The 23,685-nt window shown below is 39.3% G+C and carries 22 protein-coding genes and 2 pseudogenes; 15 read left to right on the forward strand and 9 right to left on the reverse strand.

Features of this window, described 5'->3' with window-relative positions:
* Positions 1-251: 251 nt before the first annotated feature.
* Complete coding sequence (locus ACE1AT_RS08745) at positions 252-6,002, reverse strand: alpha-2-macroglobulin (RefSeq protein WP_374867333.1); 5,751 nt, start codon at positions 6,000-6,002, stop codon at positions 252-254.
* Between the two features lie 363 nt (positions 6,003-6,365).
* Here ACE1AT_RS08745 and pbpC point away from each other — a divergent pair, with 363 nt between their 5' ends.
* Entirely contained in the window at positions 6,366-8,753 is a 2,388-nt protein-coding gene (pbpC, locus tag ACE1AT_RS08750; protein ID WP_374867335.1) for a penicillin-binding protein 1C, read from the forward strand.
* 376 nt (positions 8,754-9,129) lie between these two features.
* The gene (locus ACE1AT_RS08755; RefSeq protein WP_374867337.1) at positions 9,130-9,291 is read left to right on the forward strand and encodes a hypothetical protein; all 162 of its coding nucleotides are present in this window, start codon (positions 9,130-9,132) and stop codon (positions 9,289-9,291) included.
* A gap of 588 nt (positions 9,292-9,879) precedes the next feature.
* Here the strand turns inward: ACE1AT_RS08755 and ACE1AT_RS08760 are convergent.
* Entirely contained in the window at positions 9,880-10,356 is a 477-nt protein-coding gene (locus ACE1AT_RS08760) for a GNAT family N-acetyltransferase (protein ID WP_374867339.1), read from the reverse strand.
* On the opposite strand from ACE1AT_RS08760, the pseudogene ACE1AT_RS08765 reads away from it, so the two are divergent.
* Positions 10,357-10,593: pseudogene (locus tag ACE1AT_RS08765) on the forward strand (hypothetical protein); the annotation flags it as partial. It lies immediately after the preceding gene.
* A gap of 1 nt (position 10,594) precedes the next feature.
* Here the strand turns inward: ACE1AT_RS08765 and ACE1AT_RS08770 are convergent.
* Complete coding sequence (locus tag ACE1AT_RS08770; RefSeq protein WP_374867341.1) at positions 10,595-10,843, reverse strand: hypothetical protein; 249 nt, start codon at positions 10,841-10,843, stop codon at positions 10,595-10,597.
* Between the two features lie 296 nt (positions 10,844-11,139).
* Positions 11,140-11,493, reverse strand: a complete 354-nt coding sequence (locus ACE1AT_RS08775) for a Rieske (2Fe-2S) protein (protein ID WP_374867342.1) — start codon at positions 11,491-11,493, stop codon at positions 11,140-11,142.
* 235 nt (positions 11,494-11,728) lie between these two features.
* Here ACE1AT_RS08775 and ACE1AT_RS08780 point away from each other — a divergent pair, with 235 nt between their 5' ends.
* Positions 11,729-12,631, forward strand: a complete 903-nt coding sequence (locus tag ACE1AT_RS08780; RefSeq protein WP_374867344.1) for a phosphorylase — start codon at positions 11,729-11,731, stop codon at positions 12,629-12,631.
* Between the two features lie 21 nt (positions 12,632-12,652).
* On the opposite strand, the gene ACE1AT_RS08785 is transcribed toward ACE1AT_RS08780, so the two are convergent.
* Positions 12,653-12,970, reverse strand: coding sequence for a monooxygenase (locus tag ACE1AT_RS08785; protein WP_374867346.1), 318 nt, complete (start codon positions 12,968-12,970; stop codon positions 12,653-12,655).
* 143 nt (positions 12,971-13,113) lie between these two features.
* A complete protein-coding gene (locus ACE1AT_RS08790) occupies positions 13,114-13,611 on the reverse strand; it encodes a cupin domain-containing protein (RefSeq protein ID WP_374867348.1) in 498 nt (165 codons plus the stop codon).
* Positions 13,612-14,041: 430 nt separating this feature from the next.
* Here ACE1AT_RS08790 and ACE1AT_RS08795 point away from each other — a divergent pair, with 430 nt between their 5' ends.
* Both ACE1AT_RS08795 and ACE1AT_RS08800 read left to right on the forward strand, forming a co-directional pair.
* The gene (locus ACE1AT_RS08795) at positions 14,042-14,215 is read left to right on the forward strand and encodes a hypothetical protein (RefSeq protein ID WP_374867350.1); all 174 of its coding nucleotides are present in this window, start codon (positions 14,042-14,044) and stop codon (positions 14,213-14,215) included.
* Positions 14,216-14,413: 198 nt separating this feature from the next.
* Positions 14,414-14,725 (forward strand): threonine dehydratase, encoded by a 312-nt coding sequence (locus ACE1AT_RS08800; RefSeq protein WP_374867352.1) that lies wholly within the window; start codon positions 14,414-14,416, stop codon positions 14,723-14,725.
* 125 nt (positions 14,726-14,850) lie between these two features.
* Here ACE1AT_RS08800 and ACE1AT_RS08805 read toward each other — a convergent pair whose 3' ends face one another.
* Complete coding sequence (locus tag ACE1AT_RS08805) at positions 14,851-15,885, reverse strand: hemerythrin domain-containing protein (RefSeq protein ID WP_374867354.1); 1,035 nt, start codon at positions 15,883-15,885, stop codon at positions 14,851-14,853.
* A gap of 242 nt (positions 15,886-16,127) precedes the next feature.
* Between ACE1AT_RS08805 and ACE1AT_RS08810 the strand changes: the two are divergent.
* From ACE1AT_RS08810 to ACE1AT_RS08825, 4 genes and pseudogenes are all read left to right on the forward strand, one after another.
* A pseudogene (locus ACE1AT_RS08810) lies at positions 16,128-16,328 on the forward strand (DUF2993 domain-containing protein); the annotation flags it as partial.
* Positions 16,329-16,357: 29 nt separating this feature from the next.
* Positions 16,358-16,900, forward strand: a complete 543-nt coding sequence (locus ACE1AT_RS08815) for a DUF2231 domain-containing protein (RefSeq protein ID WP_374867356.1) — start codon at positions 16,358-16,360, stop codon at positions 16,898-16,900.
* Positions 16,901-17,042: 142 nt separating this feature from the next.
* On the forward strand, positions 17,043-17,456 hold the full coding sequence (locus tag ACE1AT_RS08820; protein ID WP_374867358.1) for a DUF2809 domain-containing protein: 414 nt from the start codon (positions 17,043-17,045) through the stop codon (positions 17,454-17,456).
* Positions 17,434-17,661, forward strand: a complete 228-nt coding sequence (locus tag ACE1AT_RS08825; RefSeq protein WP_374867360.1) for a DUF167 domain-containing protein — start codon at positions 17,434-17,436, stop codon at positions 17,659-17,661. Before ACE1AT_RS08820 ends, ACE1AT_RS08825 begins: the two co-directional genes overlap by 23 nt.
* Before the next feature lie 244 nt (positions 17,662-17,905).
* Here the strand turns inward: ACE1AT_RS08825 and ACE1AT_RS08830 are convergent, their stop codons facing one another.
* On the reverse strand, positions 17,906-18,526 hold the full coding sequence (locus tag ACE1AT_RS08830; RefSeq protein ID WP_374867362.1) for a glutathione S-transferase family protein: 621 nt from the start codon (positions 18,524-18,526) through the stop codon (positions 17,906-17,908).
* 203 nt (positions 18,527-18,729) lie between these two features.
* Here ACE1AT_RS08830 and ACE1AT_RS08835 point away from each other — a divergent pair, with 203 nt between their 5' ends.
* The 5 genes from ACE1AT_RS08835 to ACE1AT_RS08855 all read left to right on the forward strand — a co-directional run bounded on the left by ACE1AT_RS08835 (position 18,730) and on the right by ACE1AT_RS08855 (position 23,009).
* Positions 18,730-19,404 (forward strand): SOS response-associated peptidase, encoded by a 675-nt coding sequence (locus tag ACE1AT_RS08835; RefSeq protein ID WP_374867364.1) that lies wholly within the window; start codon positions 18,730-18,732, stop codon positions 19,402-19,404.
* Between the two features lie 225 nt (positions 19,405-19,629).
* Positions 19,630-20,151 carry a photosystem I assembly protein Ycf3 gene (locus ACE1AT_RS08840; protein ID WP_374867366.1) on the forward strand — a complete coding sequence of 174 codons (522 nt, stop codon included), beginning with the start codon at positions 19,630-19,632 and terminating at the stop codon, positions 20,149-20,151.
* A gap of 86 nt (positions 20,152-20,237) precedes the next feature.
* Positions 20,238-20,528 (forward strand): Asp-tRNA(Asn)/Glu-tRNA(Gln) amidotransferase subunit GatC, encoded by a 291-nt coding sequence (gene gatC / locus ACE1AT_RS08845; RefSeq protein ID WP_016860287.1) that lies wholly within the window; start codon positions 20,238-20,240, stop codon positions 20,526-20,528.
* Between the two features lie 154 nt (positions 20,529-20,682).
* Positions 20,683-21,654 carry a glutathione S-transferase family protein gene (locus tag ACE1AT_RS08850; protein ID WP_374867368.1) on the forward strand — a complete coding sequence of 324 codons (972 nt, stop codon included), beginning with the start codon at positions 20,683-20,685 and terminating at the stop codon, positions 21,652-21,654.
* A gap of 200 nt (positions 21,655-21,854) precedes the next feature.
* Positions 21,855-23,009, forward strand: a complete 1,155-nt coding sequence (locus ACE1AT_RS08855; RefSeq protein ID WP_374867370.1) for a CapA family protein — start codon at positions 21,855-21,857, stop codon at positions 23,007-23,009.
* A gap of 205 nt (positions 23,010-23,214) precedes the next feature.
* Here ACE1AT_RS08855 and ACE1AT_RS08860 read toward each other — a convergent pair whose 3' ends face one another.
* Positions 23,215-23,406 (reverse strand): Nif11-like leader peptide family natural product precursor, encoded by a 192-nt coding sequence (locus tag ACE1AT_RS08860; protein WP_374867372.1) that lies wholly within the window; start codon positions 23,404-23,406, stop codon positions 23,215-23,217.
* Positions 23,407-23,685 lie beyond the last annotated feature (279 nt).

The raw sequence follows: 23,685 nt of genomic DNA on the forward strand, positions 1-23,685 counted from the left end.
TTGTTAAAAAAACCGTAACCCGACCACGGAAAAAACCATCGGTTGCTGTTTAATACCTAAGATTATTCATACTTTTGCTAAGTCTCTGATTAACTCAGCCCTGCTGGGTCTTTTTGCATGGCTTAGTCTAAACTCCAGAAATCAAGCGATCGCCAATAATCTCAGCTAAAAAGCTGTATTTCCTCTTTGTGTCTTAGTGTCTTGGTGTTTCAAATACTCTTTTTTCACCACCAAGACACTAAGACACGAAGCTAATTTTTCTCCTCCAAGACTAACGTAGACTCCGCCGTCCGTCCAAATTCCTCTGGCGCGTATTGCAGGTGTGCTTCCGCACCAGGATAGCTGAAAGTACCAGGTGTCACAGAACGCACTAAGTAATGTAAGTTATAAACTCCGGGTTCTAAGTGGTCTGCGTAAGCAACAATGCGATCGCTATGGATTGTTTTATACCCAAGTTCCCAATTATCGGTAGAGGTTTGTAATGCAGAGTTGGCTGTTTGAAAACTCTCGTCTACCGCTTCAAATCCTGCTGGAAGGGGATCTGTAATCACTACATGCTCTATAGGATGATCTGCAATGATTTCCAAATCAATGTCAAAAACTTGACCTGTTTTTAAAGCCAATGGTTTATCAAGAGCGTAAATATTGGTTTTTTGGAGGACTTTTTGCTCATCAATTCCGCGAATTGACCGCGACACTCGTAAACCATTATACCTACCTGGTTGATTTCCTTGTAAGCGATAGCGATAGGCGACGAGATAATGCAAATTCCCTTGACCGGATTTTTGCAGTTGCAAATCATGACGCCCATGGGGTAGTTTATCCATGGGGACTTTGATCTCTGCACTCGGATTGCTACCGCGTGTAAATTTCGCTTCTGCGAGTTTTCTTCCAGCTAATTGCACAGTAGCGACAAAATTCGGCGATGTCGGTTCTAGTTGAGCGTATTCTACCAAAGCGGTTAGCGCTTGAGCGTTATCATAACTAGTTTGCCATGTGCCATTTCGTCGCAGTGAAAGTAGGCTTTGCAATAGTCTATCAATGATTTCTGGTTTCGCCTGTTGGGAAATAAACAACCGTAAAGCTTGCGCTTGCGCTTGCGCTGTTGTTGGTGAACTCATCCATCCCCAACTGCGGGGTAAACTGACAGTTGCGGTACGACCAGTTTCATATATATATTGTTGTAGTTGCTTTAAGAGTAAGTTAGATTCGTCTTGCCATTCGCTCAACTGGGATAAATAGCGCGCTAGTTTAATCTGGGTGACTGTATCAAAGGCTTGGCGCTGTTGATAAATATCTGTAACGAAAGTATTGCGTTTGTCTCCTAATTCTGCTATGGCGATTAAGGCGTTGAGTTGCATTTGGCTTTTGCAGGGTTGCTGTTTGCAAAACTCGTATTTTCCGGGATTCGCCAGGATTTTTTGCAAATATCCTTTGAGGCGAGACACCATCGTGGTATCTATATAATTAGGGAAGACTTGATTTGCTGTGGCTAAAGATTCTGCTGTGTAAGCAGAAACCCAAGGGTCAGATTTTTCTTGTCCGGGGAAAGCAGCAAAACCACCATCGCTAAGTTGGAGTTTTTGTAATTGTTCAATAGCTTGGCTGATGTTTTGGGTAGAATTAAATTCGGCAAAAGTCTGATGATATTTTTCCGAGAGAGTTTGGAGGTGAGCAGCAATTAGCAACTCACTCGCCGCAGGTTCTGCAAATGGTAAGTCGTTATTCTGCCAAACTTCCTGCGCTGGTGCTTTAATTTCTGGTATGAGGGTACTTGCTAGTTGAATATCTAAACCGCCTTCTTGAGCAACGGTGTTTTTCTCGACATTTAAAGGAATTTTTACTTGCTTGTTGGTTACGCCTGTTTCTACAACTTGTTCTGTAATCGTTAATGGCTGAATTTCCAAAGGTACTTCAAAGGCATCGGCGGCGATATTATTTAATTGAGTGATAAAGCGAATCTTACTTTCGCCGACATTAGTTGCAACTATTGGGAAGCGGTAAGCTTGGGTAGTAGATTCTGCTTTGGTTTGCAAGTTAGCAGTGTGGGGGTTCTTATTCGTAAATTGGACTGTACCGCTAACTTTACCATTAATATTGAGATTTCCGTTTTGACCAGTGTTGTTTGTCACGGTTAAACCTGCTTGGAAGTTATCGCCGGGACGGGCAAATTGTGGTAAAATAGCGTTAGTTAATAATGGCTTTGTCGTCAAAAAAGTGCTTTCGCCATTACCAAAGCGTAGATTTCCATCGGTAGCGACAACCATGACTCGCCAGGTGGTTAAGTCATCTGGTAGTTTAAATGTAATCTGAGCTTTCCCATTATCATCTGTGATCACAGAACCATTGTAGTAAGCAAGCGCTTGAAAGTCTTTACGGATGCGCGTATTTGCAGCGCCAGCAGATAACCCACCACCGTATCCCCAACCTTTGGGTTCAGCTAAATTTGCTTGTTCTACAACTACCTGGGGACGATTATCACTGAAACGAGTTGCGATCGCCTGTTCGGCATATACTGTATTTACAAGATCCGGTGGACGATAGCCAGAAAGTTGTAGAACTGCTTCATTCACCACCATAACAGTAAATTGTCCTTTGGCGGGATTTCCTTGGTTGTCTTGGAGTTGGAGTTGGAGAGTTTGTTCTGTACCTGGTGCGAGGGTTGTGAGTTGTGGGGTAACTTGCACTTTTAAATATTTGTCTTGGAAGTTGACTTTAAAAGGTGCAAAACCAATTTTCACCAATTTATCTATATTACCTGGTTCGACTTGATTAAGAGGCTTACCCTGTCTGACCAACACAGCTTCGACAGCTGCATTTGGTAACATATCTGGAGTAACGGGAAACTGAATTTGTGGTGCGCCGCCTTTAACTTTGATAACTTGTTGATAAAGGGGTTTGTCTTTAATGACAGCAAAGTACAACTCACCTTCGGGATAGGGAGATTGAATTAAAGCGGTAGCAGTTTCACCTGGTTTAAATTCTTGTTTGTCGAGTTTAACTTCGATATGGTCGCGTTCTTGTGAACCCCAGTATACCGGGTTTTCTCCCGTTGCCCAAATTTGCAAATCGGTGGAGACGTTACATGTAACGTCTCTACAATCGCTGAAACTTGCTCGAATTCGGTAGGAACCAGATTCAGTTGGTGTCAAACTCACAGATTGAGGATTATTTGCAGATGTAACTTCTGTTTGTCCAACTGTTTTATATTCAACTTGATTTTTTGGCGTCCGACTACCTTCCACTACCTGGGTAACGCTGTTGTACTTCATTTGTTGGAGTTCCAAACGCACCCGTTGACCGGATAGAGGTTTGCCTGTGGGGTCGGTTACAATGACTTCAATGGGGAAAGCTTTAAGCGCTTCCGCAACAAAATTAGTTTTTAATCCGATGAGGCGATCGCTCGGCAGTGCCGTAAAAGTTTTAGAATTAGCTACAGCCAGATTAGAAACATCTGTAACTTCCACATCCACCCGGTAAGTCATGGGGTAAGGTAAATCTTTCGCTACCGTGATTGTTTGACTGGTTTTACCATTAGCATCAAGTTGAGTATTAGTTTGCAGAACATCGCTTGGTACTGATGGAGGTTCCTCCGGCCAAAACCATTGTTTACCAAAACTAAATTCTTCCCAACCTTGAGGAATAAAATTAGCTTGTTGACGAGTCACAAAATATTTGGCTTTCCCTCCTTCTGTGGGCGCACCAAATAAATAATTACTCGTAGCATTCGCTTCTACCTTCTGATTAATTAAAGCAAATTCTTGATCCAGATTGAGTTCAACTTTAAAATTTGGTGGTTTAAACTCAGCTACACGAAACTCTCCGGTAATTTCTTTCCCATTCTTACCCTGAGCTTGAATTGTATAGTATCCCAAAGGCTGAGTTTTGTTGATGGGTAATTCAACAGAGAAAGTACCAAATTCATTCGTCGTTTTCGTACCTAAATCTGTTTTTTGTCCATTTGAATTTATCAGAGTTAATTGGTAAGCAGAATTCTTATCCTGTTGGATAGCACCATTTTGCAAATAATCAGCAAAACCAGTCAACCAAGCTTTTTCCCCTGGCTGATATAATTGTCGATCAGAAAATATCACTCCCCGTGATACTGGTTTTCCATCATTCCAATCTGCATAAATACCATAACCATAAGCACCACTATATTCTTCAGTTCGTGCAAACGCCCAATCTTGATTTTCTCGCGCAATTACTAACAACTGTGGTGGACTGAAAAAACTTTGCTGACTATCAAAACATTGCTGTAAATTTTCCTTCGTTAACCTCAAAGTTCCATTTTCATCAGTTTTACCCGAAGCACAAGATACAGGTTGGGGACGAGATTTCGCCTCTAACTTTGACGGATAAATTTGAATATCAGCAGCTTTCACAGGTGAACCATCAGCAAGATGATGTACCCTGATCAAACCCGCATCAGGAAACCACTGACTAAATACACCCAAATTCGTTAACTGTACCAATCCGTAAGTAGTGGGTTCTCGCCACACATCCTTACCATTTTCCTGATATTTATTAGTCCGCGCCTGCACTCCATAAGCTAACATCCCAGTAGCAGAATTTAGCTTTTCTCGCAAAGGAACATTTACCTCAAGCGGCTGATTTTTCTGACTTGCTACCTTAAAACTTTGCCAATTAGAAACTTTCGGTAATAAATCATTATTATCACCTTTAGGATAAGCAGAATTGAAATAAACTAAATCCGTCGGTTCCACTACCCGATAAGCAGCTTTATACTTGGCTTCAGGAAGATTCACCGTCGCAATATTGAGTTGTAAATCTTTACCCACAGGGAAAATATTTAAACCATCAGGAACCCAAATATCTCCTGCCAAATCTCCAGTATTATATCTAACCGTAACTGGTTTACCTAAACTTTGTCCAAATTGATCTTTGAGATTACCACCAATCGTAATTGTATAGTTAGTAGTTGATGCTAAAGCATAAGGATTGATACTAATAATCTTGTCTTGATCATTAACTTGAAGCAAACGCGCAATTGATTTCGGTGCTGGATGAATTTGAATATTTTCAATCGCCGTATCTGCAACCAAGCCATTGTTAAACTCTAACTGCGGACTACCTTTCACAAACCTACCATAAGCACCAGCAGCATCTGGTTGTCCATAAAACTTAATTCCCTGAAACGCCAAAGGTGCATAGGTACTCACCTTACTCACAAACGGTTTATCACTAGCTAAATTGCCATAAGCTGGACGTATACCCTGCTCAAATTCTAAGCGGTAATTTCGAGCTTTTTCTAAACTTTGCCGCAGTACAAGATTATAAATCCAACTCTGTGCCGAAGGGTCGAATTTTTCCAGAGGATCTTGACTTTCTCCTGGTTTATCCTCCTTTGCTAATTCGACTTTGAAACCCACACCTTTATTTTTACCATCAGGAATTAACTGTACATGCTCCTGTACCGAATTTAAATCCAATTCCACATTAGAAGTAACTTGTAACTTCGGCTGTAAATCAATTGGTTCAGCATCCGAATTTTCTACCGGATTTTTACCAGGTAAATTAGTTAATTTAATCGGTTCCGTATTAAAAGTCCAAACCAAATCTTTCTCTAGTCGATGATTTTTTAAATCAGCCAAACCAGCCTTAAGAGTAACTTGAAATCTTGTCGCCTTTGGCAAAGCTTTATCAGCTTGAAATCCTACCATCCGCGGCGTTAAAAAACGAAACTGTCCCGGTAAACGCGGCTCAAGCGCAAACTTTTGTAATAAATTCTGCTGTTCAGAACTATCCAAACTCTCAACCGGAATTAAAGCTTCCTTAAACCGAATCCGAACTTGATTCAAAGGAGCAGCTTCTCCAATCGGACTAATTTGTTCAATCCATTCTGGTAACTTCGGTAAAGGTAACGCTGCAACCTCCGGTAATCTTTCTTTCCCAGCATTAATACCAAATATATTACACCCTGCTATTGTGATACTCAACGTGAAGAATAGCAAGAATTTTATTAAAACTCTGATGAGCATATCTCAGTAATTAATATAGAGTCTTCTTGGTGTCTTGGTGTCTTGGTGGTTCAATAATAAATTTTATTAACCACCCTTCGGGTTCGCCACCTTGCCAAGTTCCCTCCGGGACGCTACGCGAACGTGACGGGAACCGCCAAGACGGCAAGTGGACTCACCAAGGCACCAAGACACTAAGTAAAATTGTTATGCTTTACATTGATAACACTAACAAGACAGTTTGTTCCAGAAAGTAATTACAAATTTTGCAAAGTTAAGTATTATTTAATTTTGGGAACTTTTCAAACTTGCAAATATTTCCCGATGGTAATAAAAATGCTACGTCAGAATTAATATAATTTTTCCCAGGTAGAGGATTGGCTGATGAAAAAAGCAAAGAAATTGCTAATCCCCATCAAGCAGAAAATTTTGCATCAACTCAACCGCAAAACCAGCAAAGTCATCCTAACTTTACTATTAATCTGTTTTCTGATCCGCCTAACACCCTATTTAGTCCCAATCCGTGCCAATGATATTTTACAAACACAACTAGCATTAGAATTTAGCGATCGCAATGGATTACCATTAGGAACAATCCTCACCCGTGATCAAGAACATACAGCAGTAGTACCGCTTGATCAAGTTTCTCCCCAGTTTATCCAAGCAATATTGGCTGCTGAAGATAGCCAATTTTATCATCACGGCGCCCTCGATCTCAAAGCTGTTGCTCGCGCTGTCAAGGATGCTATTCAAACCAAAAGAATTGTTTCCGGTGCTTCTACAATTACCATGCAACTAGCGCGGATGCTAGATAACTCTCCGCGTAACTTATCAGGTAAAGTTCAGGAAGTTTGGTTAGCTTGGCGATTAGCAGCAGGAATGAGTAAAGATGAAATTCTTGCTGGTTATATCAATCGTCTACCAATGGGCGGTAATGTTTATGGTGTGGAAGCTGCTGCTCGTACCTATTTTTCCATACCTGCGAGTGATCTGAACCTGGCTCAAGCTAGTCTTTTAGCTGCTATTCCTAATAATCCCACTTATTTTGACCCACTGCAACATCAAGAACGCGTCAAACAACGCCAGAAATATGTTCTTAATCGGATGGTAGAGGATGGGTATATTAAAGATAGTGCGATCGCCCAACGTGTATATAATGAAGAAGTTGCCTTCCAGTCGCGCCAAAAAGGAATTTTCGCCGCACCACATTTTTTGTTTTGGTTAGCAAGTCAGCAAAATACCCCATCACCGAATTACAGAAACTCTATTCGCACAACAATAAATAAGTCTTTACAACAATTTGTCGAAGCACAGGTACAACAAGTACTTTCTTCCCTGACTGCGAATAATGTTCACCACGCAGCTGCTTTAGTTGTAGACAACCACACTGGCGAAGTTTTAGCCTATGTCGGTTCACCGAATTATTTTGATGAAGCAAAGTTGGGGCGTAATGATGGAGTACAGGCGCTACGTCAACCAGGCTCTACCCTCAAACCTTTTTTGTATGAATTAGCTTTAGAAAAAGGTGTAATTCGCCCAAATACTATTTTGGCAGATGTTCCTGCATACTACGCCATTCCCGGTGCAAAAGTTTACAATCCCACAGATTACAACAAAAGTTTTCTCGGTCCTGTGCGAGTACGAATAGCGTTGGCGAATTCTCTGAATATCCCAGCAGTCAGGGTGTTAGAAAAGGTTGGTGTAGACAGTTTTTTAAGTCGTTTACACGAATTAGGATTTGCACATTTAAATCAAACCCCAGAATATTATGGACTCGGTTTAACTTTGGGTAGTGGCGAAGTAAGTTTGTGGGAACTAGCCCAAGCTTACCTGACAATGGCAAGAATGGGAGAAAGTACGCCATTATTAAATACATTTTCCCATTCCTCAATCCAAAATCCAAAATCCAAAATCACGCCACGTGCTACAACGGGGGGAACCCCCGCAACGCAGTGGCTCCAAAATCCGACGACATGGCAATTAATTACTGATATGCTCAGTGATAACCATGCCCGTGCAACAGCTTTTGGTGTAGACTCGGTGTTAAGTTTACCTTTTCCAGCAGCTGTAAAAACAGGCACTTCCTCTAATTTTCGCGATACCTGGACAGTTGGCTTTACTGCTGATTACACAGTCGCTACTTGGGTAGGTAATTTCAACGGCGAGCCGATGCGGCAGGTATCCGGTGTTACCGGAGCCGCACCCCTATGGAATCGGATTATGTTGCACCTACACGAACATCATCAACCCGCTAATTTTTCCATTCCAGAAGGGTTAGTACAATTACCAATTTGTGCAATTTCTGGGTTAAAACCAACACCGGATTGTACATCTGTAGTTCAGGAATATTTTTATCCAGAAGATATTAGCGCTTACAAACAGCAAAATAATTTCACTTTATCTAGTCAGTATAATGATTGGTTAGCCAAACAACCACAGTCTCACTTTGGTTCTGGTAAACTGAAAATCTTGTCTCCTCGCAATGAAGATTTATTTTTGCTGTTTCCTGGTGAAGAAGGACAACAAAAATTAGAGTTCAAGCTAGCAGGAACTTCATCTGAGTCTGTAGAGTGGTGGTTGAATGGTAAAAAACTGGCGACAAGTTCAACGAAGTCTTTGTTTTGGTATCTACATCCCGGTAGCTGGACTTTGTCAGTTAAAAGTGGTGAACTGACTGATAGAATCACTTTTCAAGTGGAGTTAGCTAAGACTACACCAAAGCGTCGAGGCTTTTCTGTTGTTAATTCTCACATAAAGAGCGATCGCCAATAATCCATAATTTTAAGGTTCGTAGTAAGGACTTTAGTCCTCAAGAAAGGACTAAAGTCCTTACTACGAACTTAACTGATTTATTCTCACCGACTTACTTATATACCAGAAAAACGTTATTTTTCTGACAGATTCAAGTTTATTTAATCGTTTTTCCGGAAACAGACATTCAGGAATGGATGATATACATTAAGGATGAAGATTTTAAGTTCATCCACATCTGTAGGTATAATCCTGTTGCTAGACAGAGTAATACCATAATCCGCCTCAATATCCATAGCTAAGACAGATGCGGTAACTTAAGCAGAGTATTTACTATTGATTTTGAGATTTATTTAGTTAAAATTACTGTTCTATCTAAAAAACCAAGGTCAGTACAATGACAACTGCACAAACTGAGTTAAACAAAAAAGCACCCAAATCCACAAAGAGAAAACAGTCTTTTCGCAACGTGGATATTGGTACTCCATTAAAACCAGTACGCCAACGCCAGAAAAAGCAGGAATACGAAGCACTCAGCGACTGGTCACATGCTAGTTAATATGTTGGTTATTGGTCATTAGTTATTGGTCATTTTTAAATTTTATTGACCACAACCACTAACTAATATACAGGTCTTGCTGTCATCGCTAACCAAAGACTGAACACTAAAATTAGCAGGCCGATTTTGACAATTAGGTAAATAACATTTTCAGGTATGGGAATATCATACATAGCTTTTACCCCCTTTCCTGTACATAACTTTGAAGAGTTTGTATTGAGGACTTTAGTCCTCATCTGAACTCTCTTAAACTTGTGTATTTATATTCTCTCCTAAAATTGAATCAAGCAAAATCTAAAGTAAAGCTTCAGTAAAAATATTTAACATATTTACATATAGCAATCCTAAATCATTCGTGAATAACAAGCTCCCCGACTTATTATAGACACCCGTAGAATGGCTTCCCGGAGGATAGAAGTCGGGAATCTGGTTATCTCAACTTTCACAAATCATTATAGAATTGCTAAAATATAAAGCAAATTGATGCTTGTTATCAGTCTACAGCATTAATTTTGATGGGTAAATCTGTTCGTAGTGTAGACTTGATTCCTCACATATTCAAGCACTAAAGTGCTTACTACAAACATATCAAAATTGTTGTACACTAATATCTTTATTCATACGATAATTAACCAACTTTACACCCCGGCGTTCTACTGTTTGTTGATTTATAACTTGAAATCCTTTATGCTCAAAAAAACCTTTGGCAGTGATACTTACTTCTGCAAATAGTCTTTTAATTCCTAATGCTTCTGCTTGGGTTTGTAGAGTATCTAAAAGTTTACTTCCTACCCCCATTCCTTGAAAATCTTTATGGCAATAAAAACAATCTATATGTCCATCAGGTTCTAGTTGAGCAAACCCAATAATTTTTCCATCTAATTCTGCTACATAACTCATCTTGGAATGTAAATGTTCATTCCATCTTCGATAATCCATGTATTGAGGCGCCCATGCATCTACTTGCTCTGGGGTATAATCTTGAATATTAATATTGTGGACAGTATCATAAAATAACTGCATAATTTCTTGCGTATCTTGATGATGAAATTGTCTGATAATCATTTAGATGGGGGTCGTTATGCTGAGGTCATTTTACAAGAGCAACGCTTCTGGATTGCAGAATTAGAATTAGGTCTAGGTGTGTGGCAAGGACAATATCAAAATATTGATCAACTGTGGTTACGCTGGTATAGTGCGACGGGTAGCTGGGTATTAACGCCTACAGAACAAGAACACCAACGAACACAAAGGTTGATAGCACAGTTACGCTCGCTCGGTGTCGAACCTGATTTAGAGTAGTTTATCTAATTTCTAAATAGCTCTCATACCTATCAGAATTAGTATAAGGTTCTACATTGGGATCGGCATAAGGTTCAGGATTGGGATCTAAATAGGGTTCTACGTTTGGATCAACATAAGGCTCAGGATTAGGATCTACGTAGGGTTCTATGTTGGGATCAGCATAAGGTTCAGGATTGGGTTTTGTATAGGGATCTAAATTGGGATCTTCGTAGGGTTCTATAATTTGGTTGGGATCGGAGATATTCATAATGCCTTTAATCTAATTCTACGCCGTCACTGAGTATGAAAACTTTTATTTATTGACAATAAAAACCAAGAAATTACTTAGAAAATTTACTCATATCTAATTATTATTTGCCAGTAAATATTAATTCGCATCTATCAATAGGCTGTTTTTTAAGTAAGTCGGCACACTGAAACTACTAGTGAGGGTTGTCATTTGTCATTTGTCATTTGTCAAAGGGGAAAGAGTAAAAGGAACAAACAACACACATGAATTCCCCTTACCCTTTATTTACCCTTTAACCGAACTGTAGCAGTTGCTTATTCTCCTACATCAACCAAGATACTCCCATCCTCTACACGCACAGGATAGACTGATAACTGTTTTTCTTGTGACACCATACCCATTGCCTTATTCACCACAGGGGGCCATGTGATCCATTCTTTGACTTCACCAGTGCAGAGATCAAAAGCACTACGATGCCAAGGACAAACGATCGCACCATTTAATATTTTGCCTTTTTTGAGAGACAATTTCAGATGAGGACAAGCATTATCTACTGCATAAAATTGACCTTCGTGATTAACCAACAAGATTTTCCGGCTACCAACTGTTACCACTTGTCGCGCACCAGGGGAAAGTGCATCACTTGCTAGAACTTTCGTCCAACTCATAGATTCTTCTCTCTTAAGTATTCTGCTTCTATAGTTTCTCGCAATTGTGACCAAAATTTGTTGCTAGTTAGTCAATAGTCATTCGTCATCAATCAGTTAACAGTTACCAGTTACCAGTTTAATTTGATAACTCATAACTGATAACTGACTAAGCTGTCCTCCTTATCCCCGATCCCCAACCTCTCATGCGAACATAATATAAAATTTGGTTGGTATTAACTCACACCTTAACAAAATGGCACAGGGAAAAATATTACTGCAAGCTGATACTTTCTGGACAAGAATTAAACAGCAGACTGAACATGCTCTTGCTACCAATGCGATGGTTTCAATACCGACAGACTCGGAATTTGTCGAGCAAGATGGTGTTTGCTTTTTGGTGCGGATTGTGTCTAACCTTACTCGTAAGGATGAAGTCAAGCAGAAACCAGAAACACAAAACGGTTCTGCTGCAAAAGATTTTAATCCTTTTCTTCCCTACGAACAGAATTTATTTGTTGCAGATATTTCTGATACCCATGTGTGTATTTTGAACAAATATAATGTCGCGAAGTATCACCTGCTATTGATTACCCGTGCTTTTGAAGAGCAAGAAAGTTTACTGACATTAGCAGATTTTGCTGCGATGTGGTCATGTATGGCTCAATTTGATGGGTTGACATTCTACAATTCTAGTAAAATTGCAGGTGCTAGTCAGCAACACAAACACTTGCAACTTGTGCCATTACCACTAACACCTACTGGGGTACGAATACCGATTGAACCTCTCCTCAAATCGACTCAATTTCACAATTCAATCGCAACTATCCCAGGATTTGATTTTGTTCATGCTTTTGTACCCCTAGATTATCTCTGGAAGCGATCGCCATTTGCAGCTGCTGAGGCAACTTTAGAGTGTTATCATTCTCTGCTACAGGCAGTGGGTTTAGAAAATACACAATCTAGAGCTTACAATTTGTTGGTAACACGAGAATGGATGCTGCTCGTAGCGCGATCGCAAGAATGTTTTGCATCTATACCAGTTAATTCACTGGGATTTGCTGGAACTTTGTTTGTGCGAAACGAGCAACAAATGCAAACTCTCAAAGAATACGGGCCGATGAGTGTGTTGAAAAATGTCGCCATACCGAGAAATTAGCGATCGCCAACTCTGGGAAATTTAACTTAACTGTTTCAGCTTTCCTCCAGTAATCTGAGTTAGCGGTTCATTAACATCAAATTTCTTAGCGCTGATATTCTCAATTCCAAAAGACTTTAAACGCGCTAAATGTTCTGTGATAAATATATCTAATAATGATTCATCCTCAAACAAATAAATTCCTCCTGTTTCTCCAGCATTTGAATTTTCTATCCATATTTTCCACAACAAACCAGGGGTTTCGGAAAGGTTGTGCGCCAGTTCTGAATATGCTTGCGCCATCTCATTTCCCCAGGGGCCATTAAAATGAAAATTAATCTGTAAAAGCTTTAAAGCCATCGTTAATTACCTCTTTTGCTCAATAAAAATTACTATTAAAAAACATTCAATTGCAGAATACAAGGAAGACAACAGCTTTATGGGTGTGCATTTGTGTTTTTTCCGGTAGCACACCCAATAAATGATCAACCGCCATCATCTTACTATGAAAGAAATTCTAATCCATACTTATTGACAGCAATTTCAATCGCCTTTTCAATGTCAGCAGGATTTGGAGGAGACAAAAGATTACGCTTTTCTTCCTCACTCATTGGTTCCACAATTTGCTGTCCCATTTCTGAGAAAAACTGCTCGGCTCCTGCTGGTGTAATAATCATTAAAATTTTGGCAGGATTTGAACCAATGTTCTTGAAACCGTGATATTGATTTTTAGGAAAATTAAAAAATGTTCCAGAAGTAGCAATACTAGTCCGATCTTCAAGCTGATACTCAATTTCTCCTTCTAAAATATAGTGTGCTTCATCAGCTTGATCATGACGATGAGCTGGAATCACACTTTGCGGTTGCATCAGAACTTCAGTTATTGAATAGGCTCCACCTGTATCTTCACCTGTAGCCAAAAAAGTATATAAATCACCCAATACTAAATACGTATAACCCTTACCTGGCTGGACTAATGTAGTTTTATGGTTGAATGTCATGGTGATTCTCCTTTGGATGCGATCACATTTTTCTAGTTAGTTAACTATTCACCAACAGAGTTTTACGCAAAGCGATCGCTATTCTGAGCTTGAAGTTACTTACTACACACATAGAACTGGATACAATACTTCATCAAATCTGACACAAAATTTACTTTGCTTAAAATTTTAAGAACCCCAGCTCCTCTATATCTTTGATTTTTACTGTTTTTTTCAAAAAAATGCGTAAACTTACAATCCTCTCTTGATTAAGACTATAGAAACAAACAATTAAGCAAGCTTAGGTAAATAAAAATACTACGAAAGACGAGATAACACCGTCTATAAACTTCATATCTGATTGTAATCAATTACAAAAATCACAACAAATACATTTATCTATAGCAAAATACTTAATTTCACTAACTAACCAAACAAAGGAGAAATCAAAATGAAAATCTTAGTAGAGAATACTAATAAACAACTTCCTATCGGAGCATTATCTTTTACAAAGAATACTGGTAAACAGAATATTATTGATAAAAAACCAAAACTTTCGATGATTTGGGTGAAAGAATACAAAGGAGAACGTGAAATATTAGTTGCCAAATGGATTGCTGAATAACAATAATTGGATTCCATTAGCGAATATAAGCAGCAAGACTTGGGAGAAATTAAGTGCGATCGCTGACTTACGTGTTCCTCGAAAAACAAGAACCCCGACTTCCTAGAGAATTCGGGGTTTTGTGTCCTTCGATAGGAACATGACAAGAAAAATGATATAAATCAAAATAAGAATAAGCTGCAATCAGGAGGCGCTGCCATGTCTGGTTTAACGCAAATAATTAGAAACTTCTTTATTCGCCTGGAAGCCCTTTTATATCAGTTTTTTGGTTTGATCAAAAACATCTTTTCCCAGGTATTTGGTTTTTTAGCTAGGATATTTGGGTTCTCCAAGGCGGGCTATTTCTTAGAAACCAATGATGCAACCAGCATAAAATCATCTCAAAGCAAGCAAGTAACCGAGCCGGAGCCAAAGACACCTCCAGAACCTTCCATCACTACTCGTCGCCGTCCCGATCCCAAAATGGACTATTTCCGTAAGATGGCTGAAGAAGTGAATAAAGCCTCTTAGTTATGGGTGTAGGGGTGTAAAAGTGTAGGGGCGCACGTCTGTACACCCCTACAACCTATTGTGATCCAAAGTGATGAATTACTTACAGCTACTAACTATTTTGCTACTAGCAAAACAGACTCTAATTACTTAGCTGCTTTCTCTTGGATTCTTTGTTTAGCAGCTTTGAATTGAGTAGCTAGTTGCTCGCTTTCATCGCTACTCATGTTGTTACGAATCGCAGCAAACATTGTGCTTTCTTCTTGACGAATATGATCGCCAACAACATCCATTAGCTGTCTAATTTGATCCTTAAATTGAGAAGCAGAGGGATCAATAGCTTTGATTTGCTCTAATCTCCGCTTCATATCTGCTTGCTCATCATACAATTCTTGAGTATCGCTTGCACCGTAGAATGAACGTACTCTTGGGTAAACCACTTCTTCTTCAGCTTCAGCATGAGCGCTCAAATCCTTGTAGATTTGACCAAAGTATTCTTGAATCTTTTGAGGATTGTTGCTTGCTAACAATTCAGTGAACAAGGTGTTGACTTTGTTGTGATCCAAGCGAATGACATCTTGGATGTTCATATCCTTTTTATCACTACCTTGGGTAACAGCACTACCAACAACACCGCTTAATGCAGCCATCGCATCTTGTACGCGTCCCCAAATACCTTGGTCTGCATCTTGTCCGGTAAGTTCACGAACACCCAAGATTTCTAAAATACCTTTGAGTTGTTCTTGGTGAGCGCGGTTTTCAAAGTTAACAGTATTTAAAGGCCCAATTGCCATCATCACATCTGCACCAACTTTTTGTGCTGCTTTGTGAATTGTCAAGCCGGACATTACTTGTTGATGCTTTAATAATTCATGCTGAAATACTTTTTCATACAGGCTTAATTCAGATCCTTGCATCAATTGCCGAACCTTATTAACCATTTCTGTAACAGTTTTTTCTGGCTGGGCTTGAATGCCATATTGGACATTAACTGTTTCCAGAACGCCCTTATTTTTGCGATCATCTTCGATCATCTTCCGAATGCGATCGCGAATTTCGTTATCGTTAATTTCTTTCAAAAATTGCTCTTCATTTTGAATGAGCAAATCTTGGATTACTCTCATATCTGCCAATTTTGCAGCAATAGCAGAACGTTTAGTGTCATCTAAAGTGACAACCATGTTGTATTCTCCTCTAAAAGTTTTGTTCTCTTTACTTTTCTCAGGTTACATAACAGTTTCGGAGACTACCATCTTTCTTTTGAACGATAACCCCAAAACTAAGGAAATAAAAATTTCATTTTTAGGATAATTTTAAAATTCCAGACACATTTATACTTTGAGATAGATTACTCATAAAACTACACTTCCATCGCCAGATAGATAAAATTTACTTCCCACTTTTATAGATTGACTCAAGGATATTAGACAATGTTGAATATGGCGATAGTCAGGAAGTATCACTGGAACTGACAAAAGCTTTAGTGAATGCAAATAGTCAAATTTTGAATTTGAAAAACTTTGATTTAGAGGGAATAAACCTAAGAATTAAAAGATTAGAAGTGGAAGTAGGCAAACTCATCCTTAAAGCAGAAGCAGAAGTTGAACAAATCCCTTCAGCATAAAGTTACTTCAATTCTTAAAAGGTGAAACTATGGATACTCAAGAAAGAAACTCTACACCCTATCCCAATATTCCAGCATTTTTAGAAAGTGACGATAGAGAGTTTCGTGATACTGGTGTACCTAGTACTGTGTCAGTTGCAGGTCATCCCATCCATCCGATTCTTGTGCAATTTCCGATTGCATTTCTTGTAGGCGCTTTGTTAACTGATGCGGTTTTCTGGTTCACAGATGATAGTTTTTGGGCGAGGGGTTCTTTTTGGTTAATCACTGCTGGTTTGGTGGGTGGTGTCGCAGCAGCTATAACGGGACTTTTGGATTTTTTGAGAATAGGGCGAGTCCGCAAACGTACTGCTGGTTGGGCGCACTTAATTTTGAATGTGAGTGCTTTGGTCTTGACAATTATCAACCTAGTATTACGTTGGAATCATCCAATATCGGCTGTACTACCTTGGGGACTTGTAATCTCAGTAGTTGTAGCTACACTTCTTGGTGTTTCCGGCTGGTACGGTGGAGAATTAGTCTACCGACACAAAATCTCTGTTATTGGTAACGGTAATCCAGATCAACCATAATAAGAGGGATAAGGGATCGGGAATCGGGAATCGGGAGAAGACGCGGTGACAAGGAAGAGTTGGTGACGCGAAGAATCTATCAAAAATATTCCCCGTGTCCTCCTTATCCCCAATCCCCAATCCCCAATATTTAGAGAAAAACGTGTCAAAAATAACACAAAGCTTTTATATAGCAGCTTCTTTGCTCATCGTTACAGTGATGGGCTTTTTATTTAAATACTATACTGGTTTTGCTCATAAATGGTTCAATGATTATGGAGCTGCTGTTTTCTACGAAATATTCTGGTGCTTGTTTGCTTTTCTATTTTTCCGTAGACCAAAAGCTATTATCCAAATTCCCTTATGGGTCTTTATCATTACCTGTATATTAGAATTCCTACAACTATGGCGTCCTCCCTTATTAGAGCAAATCCGTGCTACTTTAATAGGTAAATTATTGCTTGGTACAACCTTTGTTTGGTGGGATTTTCCTCATTATCTAATTGGCTGTATTCTAGGTTGGTGGTGGCTGCGACTATTACAAAGAAAAGGTTATGCAAATAAAAGTCAAAGTTAAACCAAACTCAAAAGTTCAAAAAATTGAAGAAACTAGCGATGGCAGTCTAAATATACATTTAAAATCGCCTCCTGTTGATGGTAAAGCGAATGAAGAATTAATCAAAGTTTTATCTGAAAAATTTGATATTGCCAAATCTAGAATTAGAATTAAGTCTGGTGTGTCATCAAGACAAAAGCTCATTGAGATAAACACAGATTTTTAGAATAAAAAAACGTTTTAATAGGATTAAGTCAGAATAGCAATTCTTGCAAAACTTCAAAGGTAAGGCAGGTATGATTTACCAATTACCTTATCAATCGGTAATGCCTAGCCTAATCTATATATACCAGGTATGACAGAGCGATCGCATTCCTGCAACAACTAGTGAAGCACTCTTGATAAAAAATTAACTCGTTTTCTAAGCTCATGCTTGAAAACGAGTTGGTAGATGCAAACTATAGTAAAAATCAATGCTGTACTTCTTCTTTTATTGAGATATATCTTGGTTGGCTTTTTACTCTTTCAATCCATGCTTGGATAGCAGGAAATTGTTTCAAATCATATCCACCTTCATCAGCTACATGAGTGTAAGCAAACAAGGCAATATCAGCGATCGTATAACGTTCGCCAACAAAAAAATTATGACTCTGTAAATGATTTTCCATCACTTTTAAAGCTCTATAACCAGATTCACGTCTTCCCTCTATCGCTTCCTTGTATTCTTCTGCTTTACCTAGTACAGAAATCCAAAATCTTAAGGGTGCAATAAAAGGCTTAAGGCTGCACTGTTCAAAAAACAACCATTGCATTACTTGCGCTCGTAAAAAGCGGTCATAAGGTAAAAATTCTGTGCCTTCGCTCAAATAAACTAATATGGCATTTGATTCTGCCAAATATTTACCTGGTTTAATCTCCAATACTGGTATTTTTCCATTCGGATTTTTGCTTAGAAACTCTGGTGTTCGAGTCTCATCTTTCAAGATATTCACCTCTACCCTCTCAAATGGCATACCAATTTGTGATAATAAAAGACGTATCTTGTAGCCATTACCTGAAGGTAAAAAATCGTACAATCTTAGCGTTTCCATGCCAATATATTGCGAGATGAAGGTTTTGATTGATTATCATGCAGTAAAATACAATCATATTTCAAAAATACTTATAAACAGAAGAAATTTTTTATAAATGCTGCAATTACAGACGAAATAAATTCTCTGGAAAATAAATTTTAGTTAGGTATTATTTTTATCATTAAAATGTTTAATTCGAGTTAGTTAACAAGGATCAAACAATGTGTGGAAGATTTACTTTAAGCGTATTTCCAGAAGTTTTAACCCAATTTTTTGAAGTCGAAAAAGTTCCCGATATCAAGCCGCAATATAACATTGCACCTACGCAAATGGTCTTGGCGGTTTTGTATAATTCTGAAAATCATAAACGTGAAATTCAGCAATTACGTTGGGGTTTAATACCTTCATGGGCCAAAGATCAAAGCATGGGAGCAAAGCTCATTAATGCGAGGGCTGAAACTGTCGCCGAAAAACCAGCATTTCGTCGCGCTTTCAAGCACCAACGCTGTTTAGTAGTAGCAGATGGCTTTTACGAATGGCGAAAACAAGATGGTAAAAAGCAGCCATATTATTTTCATCTGTTGAATGGAAAACCCTTTGCTTTTGCAGGGCTGTGGGAGGAATGGCAATCACCAGAACAAGAACAGATAAAATCTTGTACAATTTTGACAACCCAAGCTAACGAATTACTGCAACAGGTTCATGATCGTATGCCAGTAATTCTCCAACCGGAAAATTATGATTTATGGCTAGATCCTCAAGTTCATGACGGAGAATTACTACAGCCGCTACTACACCCCTATCCTTCGGAGACGATGACTAGCTATCCTGTGACAACCTTGGTGAACAGCCCCAAAAATAATAGCCCTGAGTGCATTACCTCGTCAGCGTCGTAATACCATTTCTTTATGAGACTGCGCCAAATTTTGTTGACTTCTTCTTTCTTTGTGTCCTTTGCGCCCTACCCTTCGGGTACCACAAAGGACACAAAGGACACAAAGGACACAAAGAACACAAAGGAAGAATAGTTTCACAGAGCTATTGCGTAAGTCCTAAATCAGTTAAATTAGCTAATAGTTAAAAAACTCCTGCTAGTAGCCCAACATCAATAGAGGCGTCATATGCCAAGAACTCAGAAAAACGATAATTTTATTGATAAATCCTTTACAGTTATGGCAGACCTAATTCTGAAGATTCTGCCGGCGAACAAAAGAGCAAAAGAAGCGTTTGTTTATTACCGAGACGGGATGTCGGCGCAATCAGAAGGAGAATACGCCGAAGCGCTAGACAACTATAAGCAAGCTTTAGAACTAGAAGACGATTCCCTTGATCGCGGTTACATACTCTACAACATGGGACTAATCCATGCTAGTAACGGCGAACACCAAGTAGCTTTAGAGTTATATCACCAAGCACTAGAGTACAATCCCCGCTTACCTCAAGCCTTAAATAACATCGCCGTCATTTATCACTATTTAGGCGAAAAAGCCAAAGAAGCAGGAGATGAAGACGGTGGTGAAGCACTGTTTGACAAAGCTGCTGACTATTGGGTGAGAGCCATTCGTCTCGCTCCCAACAACTACATCGAAGCCCAAAACTGGCTGAAAACCACAGGTAGAATGCAAATTGATGTATTCTTTTAGTCCAGAGTCCATTGTCAAATGTCAATTGTTAAGATTTCTTGACCATTGACCAATGACCATTAACCATTGATCATTGACCAAATTTTATGCTCGATCGCGAACAAGTCCATAAAGTAGCCCATCTTGCTCGTTTAGAATTGACACCAGAAGAGGAAGAACAATTCACTACTCAACTGGCTAGTATTCTGGACTATTTTGAACAGCTCAGTGAATTAGATGTTAGTGACGTACCACCCACAACACGGGCCATTGATGTCAGCAATGTGACACGCGCCGATGATCTTCAACCATATAGCGATCGCGAAGCGATTCTTCAAAGTGCGCCAGAACAAGAAGGTGAATTTTTCAAAGTGCCAAAAATTCTGAATGAGGAATAAGTTGGTTGTTAGTAGGGGCGTACTCTAGGAGAAGCCGCGCATAGACGCCTTGCGTCTTCCCATAAGGGTAGCAAAGCTAAATATTGTTGTAAAAATGCTTCGCCCCTGTTGGTTATTTACCACTAACTAATAACATCATCAAAGGAGAATAACTATGGGTTTGGGAATTCTCAAGGATGGTAAGTGGCTATCTGAACGGGAACAGGAAGATTCAGCAGGTAAATTTATCCGTCCTTCAACCACTTTCCGTAACAAAGTTACCGCCGATGGTTCTAGTGGGTTTCAGGCTGAAGCAGGGCGTTATCATTTGTATATTTCCTGGGCTTGTCCTTGGGCGTGTCGTACTGCAATTATGCGCCAACTCAAAGGACTGCAAGATATTGTTGGTATGTCCGTGGTTGCTCCCGAAATTCACGACAACAGCTGGGAATTTGCAGATGAACCAGGTTGTATTCCTGATACTGTCAACGGCGCTGATTATCTCTGGCAAATTTATCTCAAAGCTGATCCCAACTATAGCGGACGTGTCACAGTTCCCGTTCTATGGGATACACAAAATAATACAATTGTCAATAACGAATCCCGCGAAATTATCCGGATGTTTGATACTGAGTTTAATCATCTTGCTCAGGACAATGTAAATTTTTATCCAGAAAATTTACAAAAGGTTATTGATGAGACCATAGATGCTATTTACCAACCGATTAACAATGGTGTGTATCGCGCAGGATTTGCAACTAAGCAAGCAGCCTATGATGAAGCAGTAACAGAATTATTTGACGCTCTTGATCATTGGGAAAAAGTTTTAGGAGAGCAACGTTATCTGTGTGGGGATCAAATTACTGAAGCAGACTGGTGTATGTTCACAACTTTGTTTCGCTTTGACCCAGTCTATTATGTGCATTTCAAATGCAACTTACGCCAGATTGTAGATTATCCTAACTTGTGGAATTATCTCAAAGACTTGTACCAACAGCCAGGGGTAAAACAGACTTGTAACTTAGACCACATCAAGCGACATTATTACCGGAGTCATCCCAAAGTTAACCCGACTCGGATTGTTCCTAAAGGGCCACTGATTGATTTTGATGCTCCCCATAATCGCGATCGCATATTCGCAAAATAATCTAAGCAAAATAATCTAAATATTCATACCTTTGCTACTCATTTAATCCCCAATCCCCAATCCCCAATCCCCGTTGCCCCTTATCCCCAGAGGGGGCCCCACCTTCCCCAATCCCCAATTCCCAATCCCCAATCCCCGATTCCTACCGACAAGCACTGACTTATGGAGTAGACTAATCTCAAGGTGTGAGGAATGGGAACATGGCTAATCCAAAACCAGGGGCTAAATTGCTTTCTTTAGCTTTCATTGGTGTATGTTTTTGTGTCGGAATTAGTATTGGATTGGGTATTCGTTCTAAGCGATCGCAAGCTACAGATACAAACAACCTACCCAGTGAATTTGTCCCAGAGCCAAATTCACCTCCACTGATCAAAGAGCCTAGCTATACAGACACTATTACCATTCAAGCAGTCGGGGATGTGATTCCTGGTACGAATTTTCCTAACAATAGATTGGCACGCGATCGCAATCAATTAATCCCAAAGTCGGTAAGAACACACTTAAAAAAAGCTGATATCTTGTTCGGTAACTTTGAAACCAGCTTAACCAACTATCCATACACTACCAAAGACATCAGTCGTGGACAAATGTTCGCGTTTCGCTCTCCACCTTCCTATGCTCAGTTGTTTACTGATGTCGGCTTTGATGTCTTCAATATTGCTAACAATCACGCGATGGATTTTGGTTTAGTGGGGTTTGCAGATACGATTAAGAATCTCTCTGCTGTTGGGATTGAAACACTAGGCCATAAAAATCAAATACTTTTACTGCAAGCTAAAAATATTTCAGTTGCAATGATTGGGTTTGCGCCCTATGAACGTTACAACTCCATTCACGATTTCAAAACAGCCAAAAACCTGGTACAACAAGCTAAAAAACGTGCAGATGTGGTGATTGTATCAATGCACACCGGAGCAGAAGGAACAAAAGCACTACGAGTAAAAAATCAGACAGAGATTTTCTATGGAGAAAATCGAGGTAACGCGGTAAAGTTTGCTCGCACAATGATTGATGCAGGAGCAGATTTAGTTCTTGGTCATGGTCCCCATGTTCCCAGAGCCATGGAGATTTATAAAAGAAAATTGATTGCTTACTCTTTAGGAAATTTTTTAGGATACCGAACTTTATCTACTAAAAACGAGACGGGCTACTCAATGATTTTAGAAGTAAAGTTAAATTCTCAAGGGAATCTAGTGGGCGGTAAAATTATTCCTGTGCATATGAATCGCCAGGGAATCCCCTATATTGATAAGCAATTGCGAACTGTAAAACTTGTTCGCTATTTGACTGCCAATGATTTTCCTGATACACCAGTTAAGATTAATAAAAAAGGAGAAATAACAGTCATCAATTAATTAGTTGTTATTAGTTATAACGTGAGTTCTAGCTTCACGAATAATATATATTAAGTGTTCAAGCGGGCATGATATCAAGTGTCTTGATTTTCATAAACCTCGTCCATCTTGAAAAGAGGAGTTTTTCAAAAAGGACATTATGTAGGTTGGGTGGAACGGAGTGTAACCCAACCTACAAAACTACAGTTCTCAAAGTAGATGTGGTTTAAACTTGAGATTCTGAATCTTCTATTACTAAGCCAGTGGCTTTTTGCCATTCTTCAACCGTAAAATTATAGCCTTGTTGTTGCGCTATTTGTACAAAAACTTCTAGGCTCGATGCCGAGTTTAGAATCTCTCTCAAATTAGGATTAGTTTGAGCATTTTTAAATAGTCTAATTACTTCTTGTTTTGACATAGCTATCATTTCTAAGATGACTTCATTTAGTCATTGTTGAATTGCATACAGACCTAAACCCCAACCTCTTCCCTAGAAAGGAAGGGGAGTAAGATTCAAAGCCTCTCTCCTACAAGGCTACGGTGTACACACAAGTCTTGAAATCCCACCTAAAACTTGGTTTCGTTACCCTAGCCTTAAAATTAGCCTGATAAATGGAGTTTTCAGTTGACCGAAACTTGGGTATTTATGGGGCTAAAAGAGTTGAAACCCTCGCGGCATATACTTGTGTGTACACCG

Source organism: Pelatocladus sp. BLCC-F211 (assembly GCF_041928655.1).
Taxonomy (GTDB): Bacteria; Cyanobacteriota; Cyanobacteriia; order Cyanobacteriales; family Nostocaceae; genus Pelatocladus.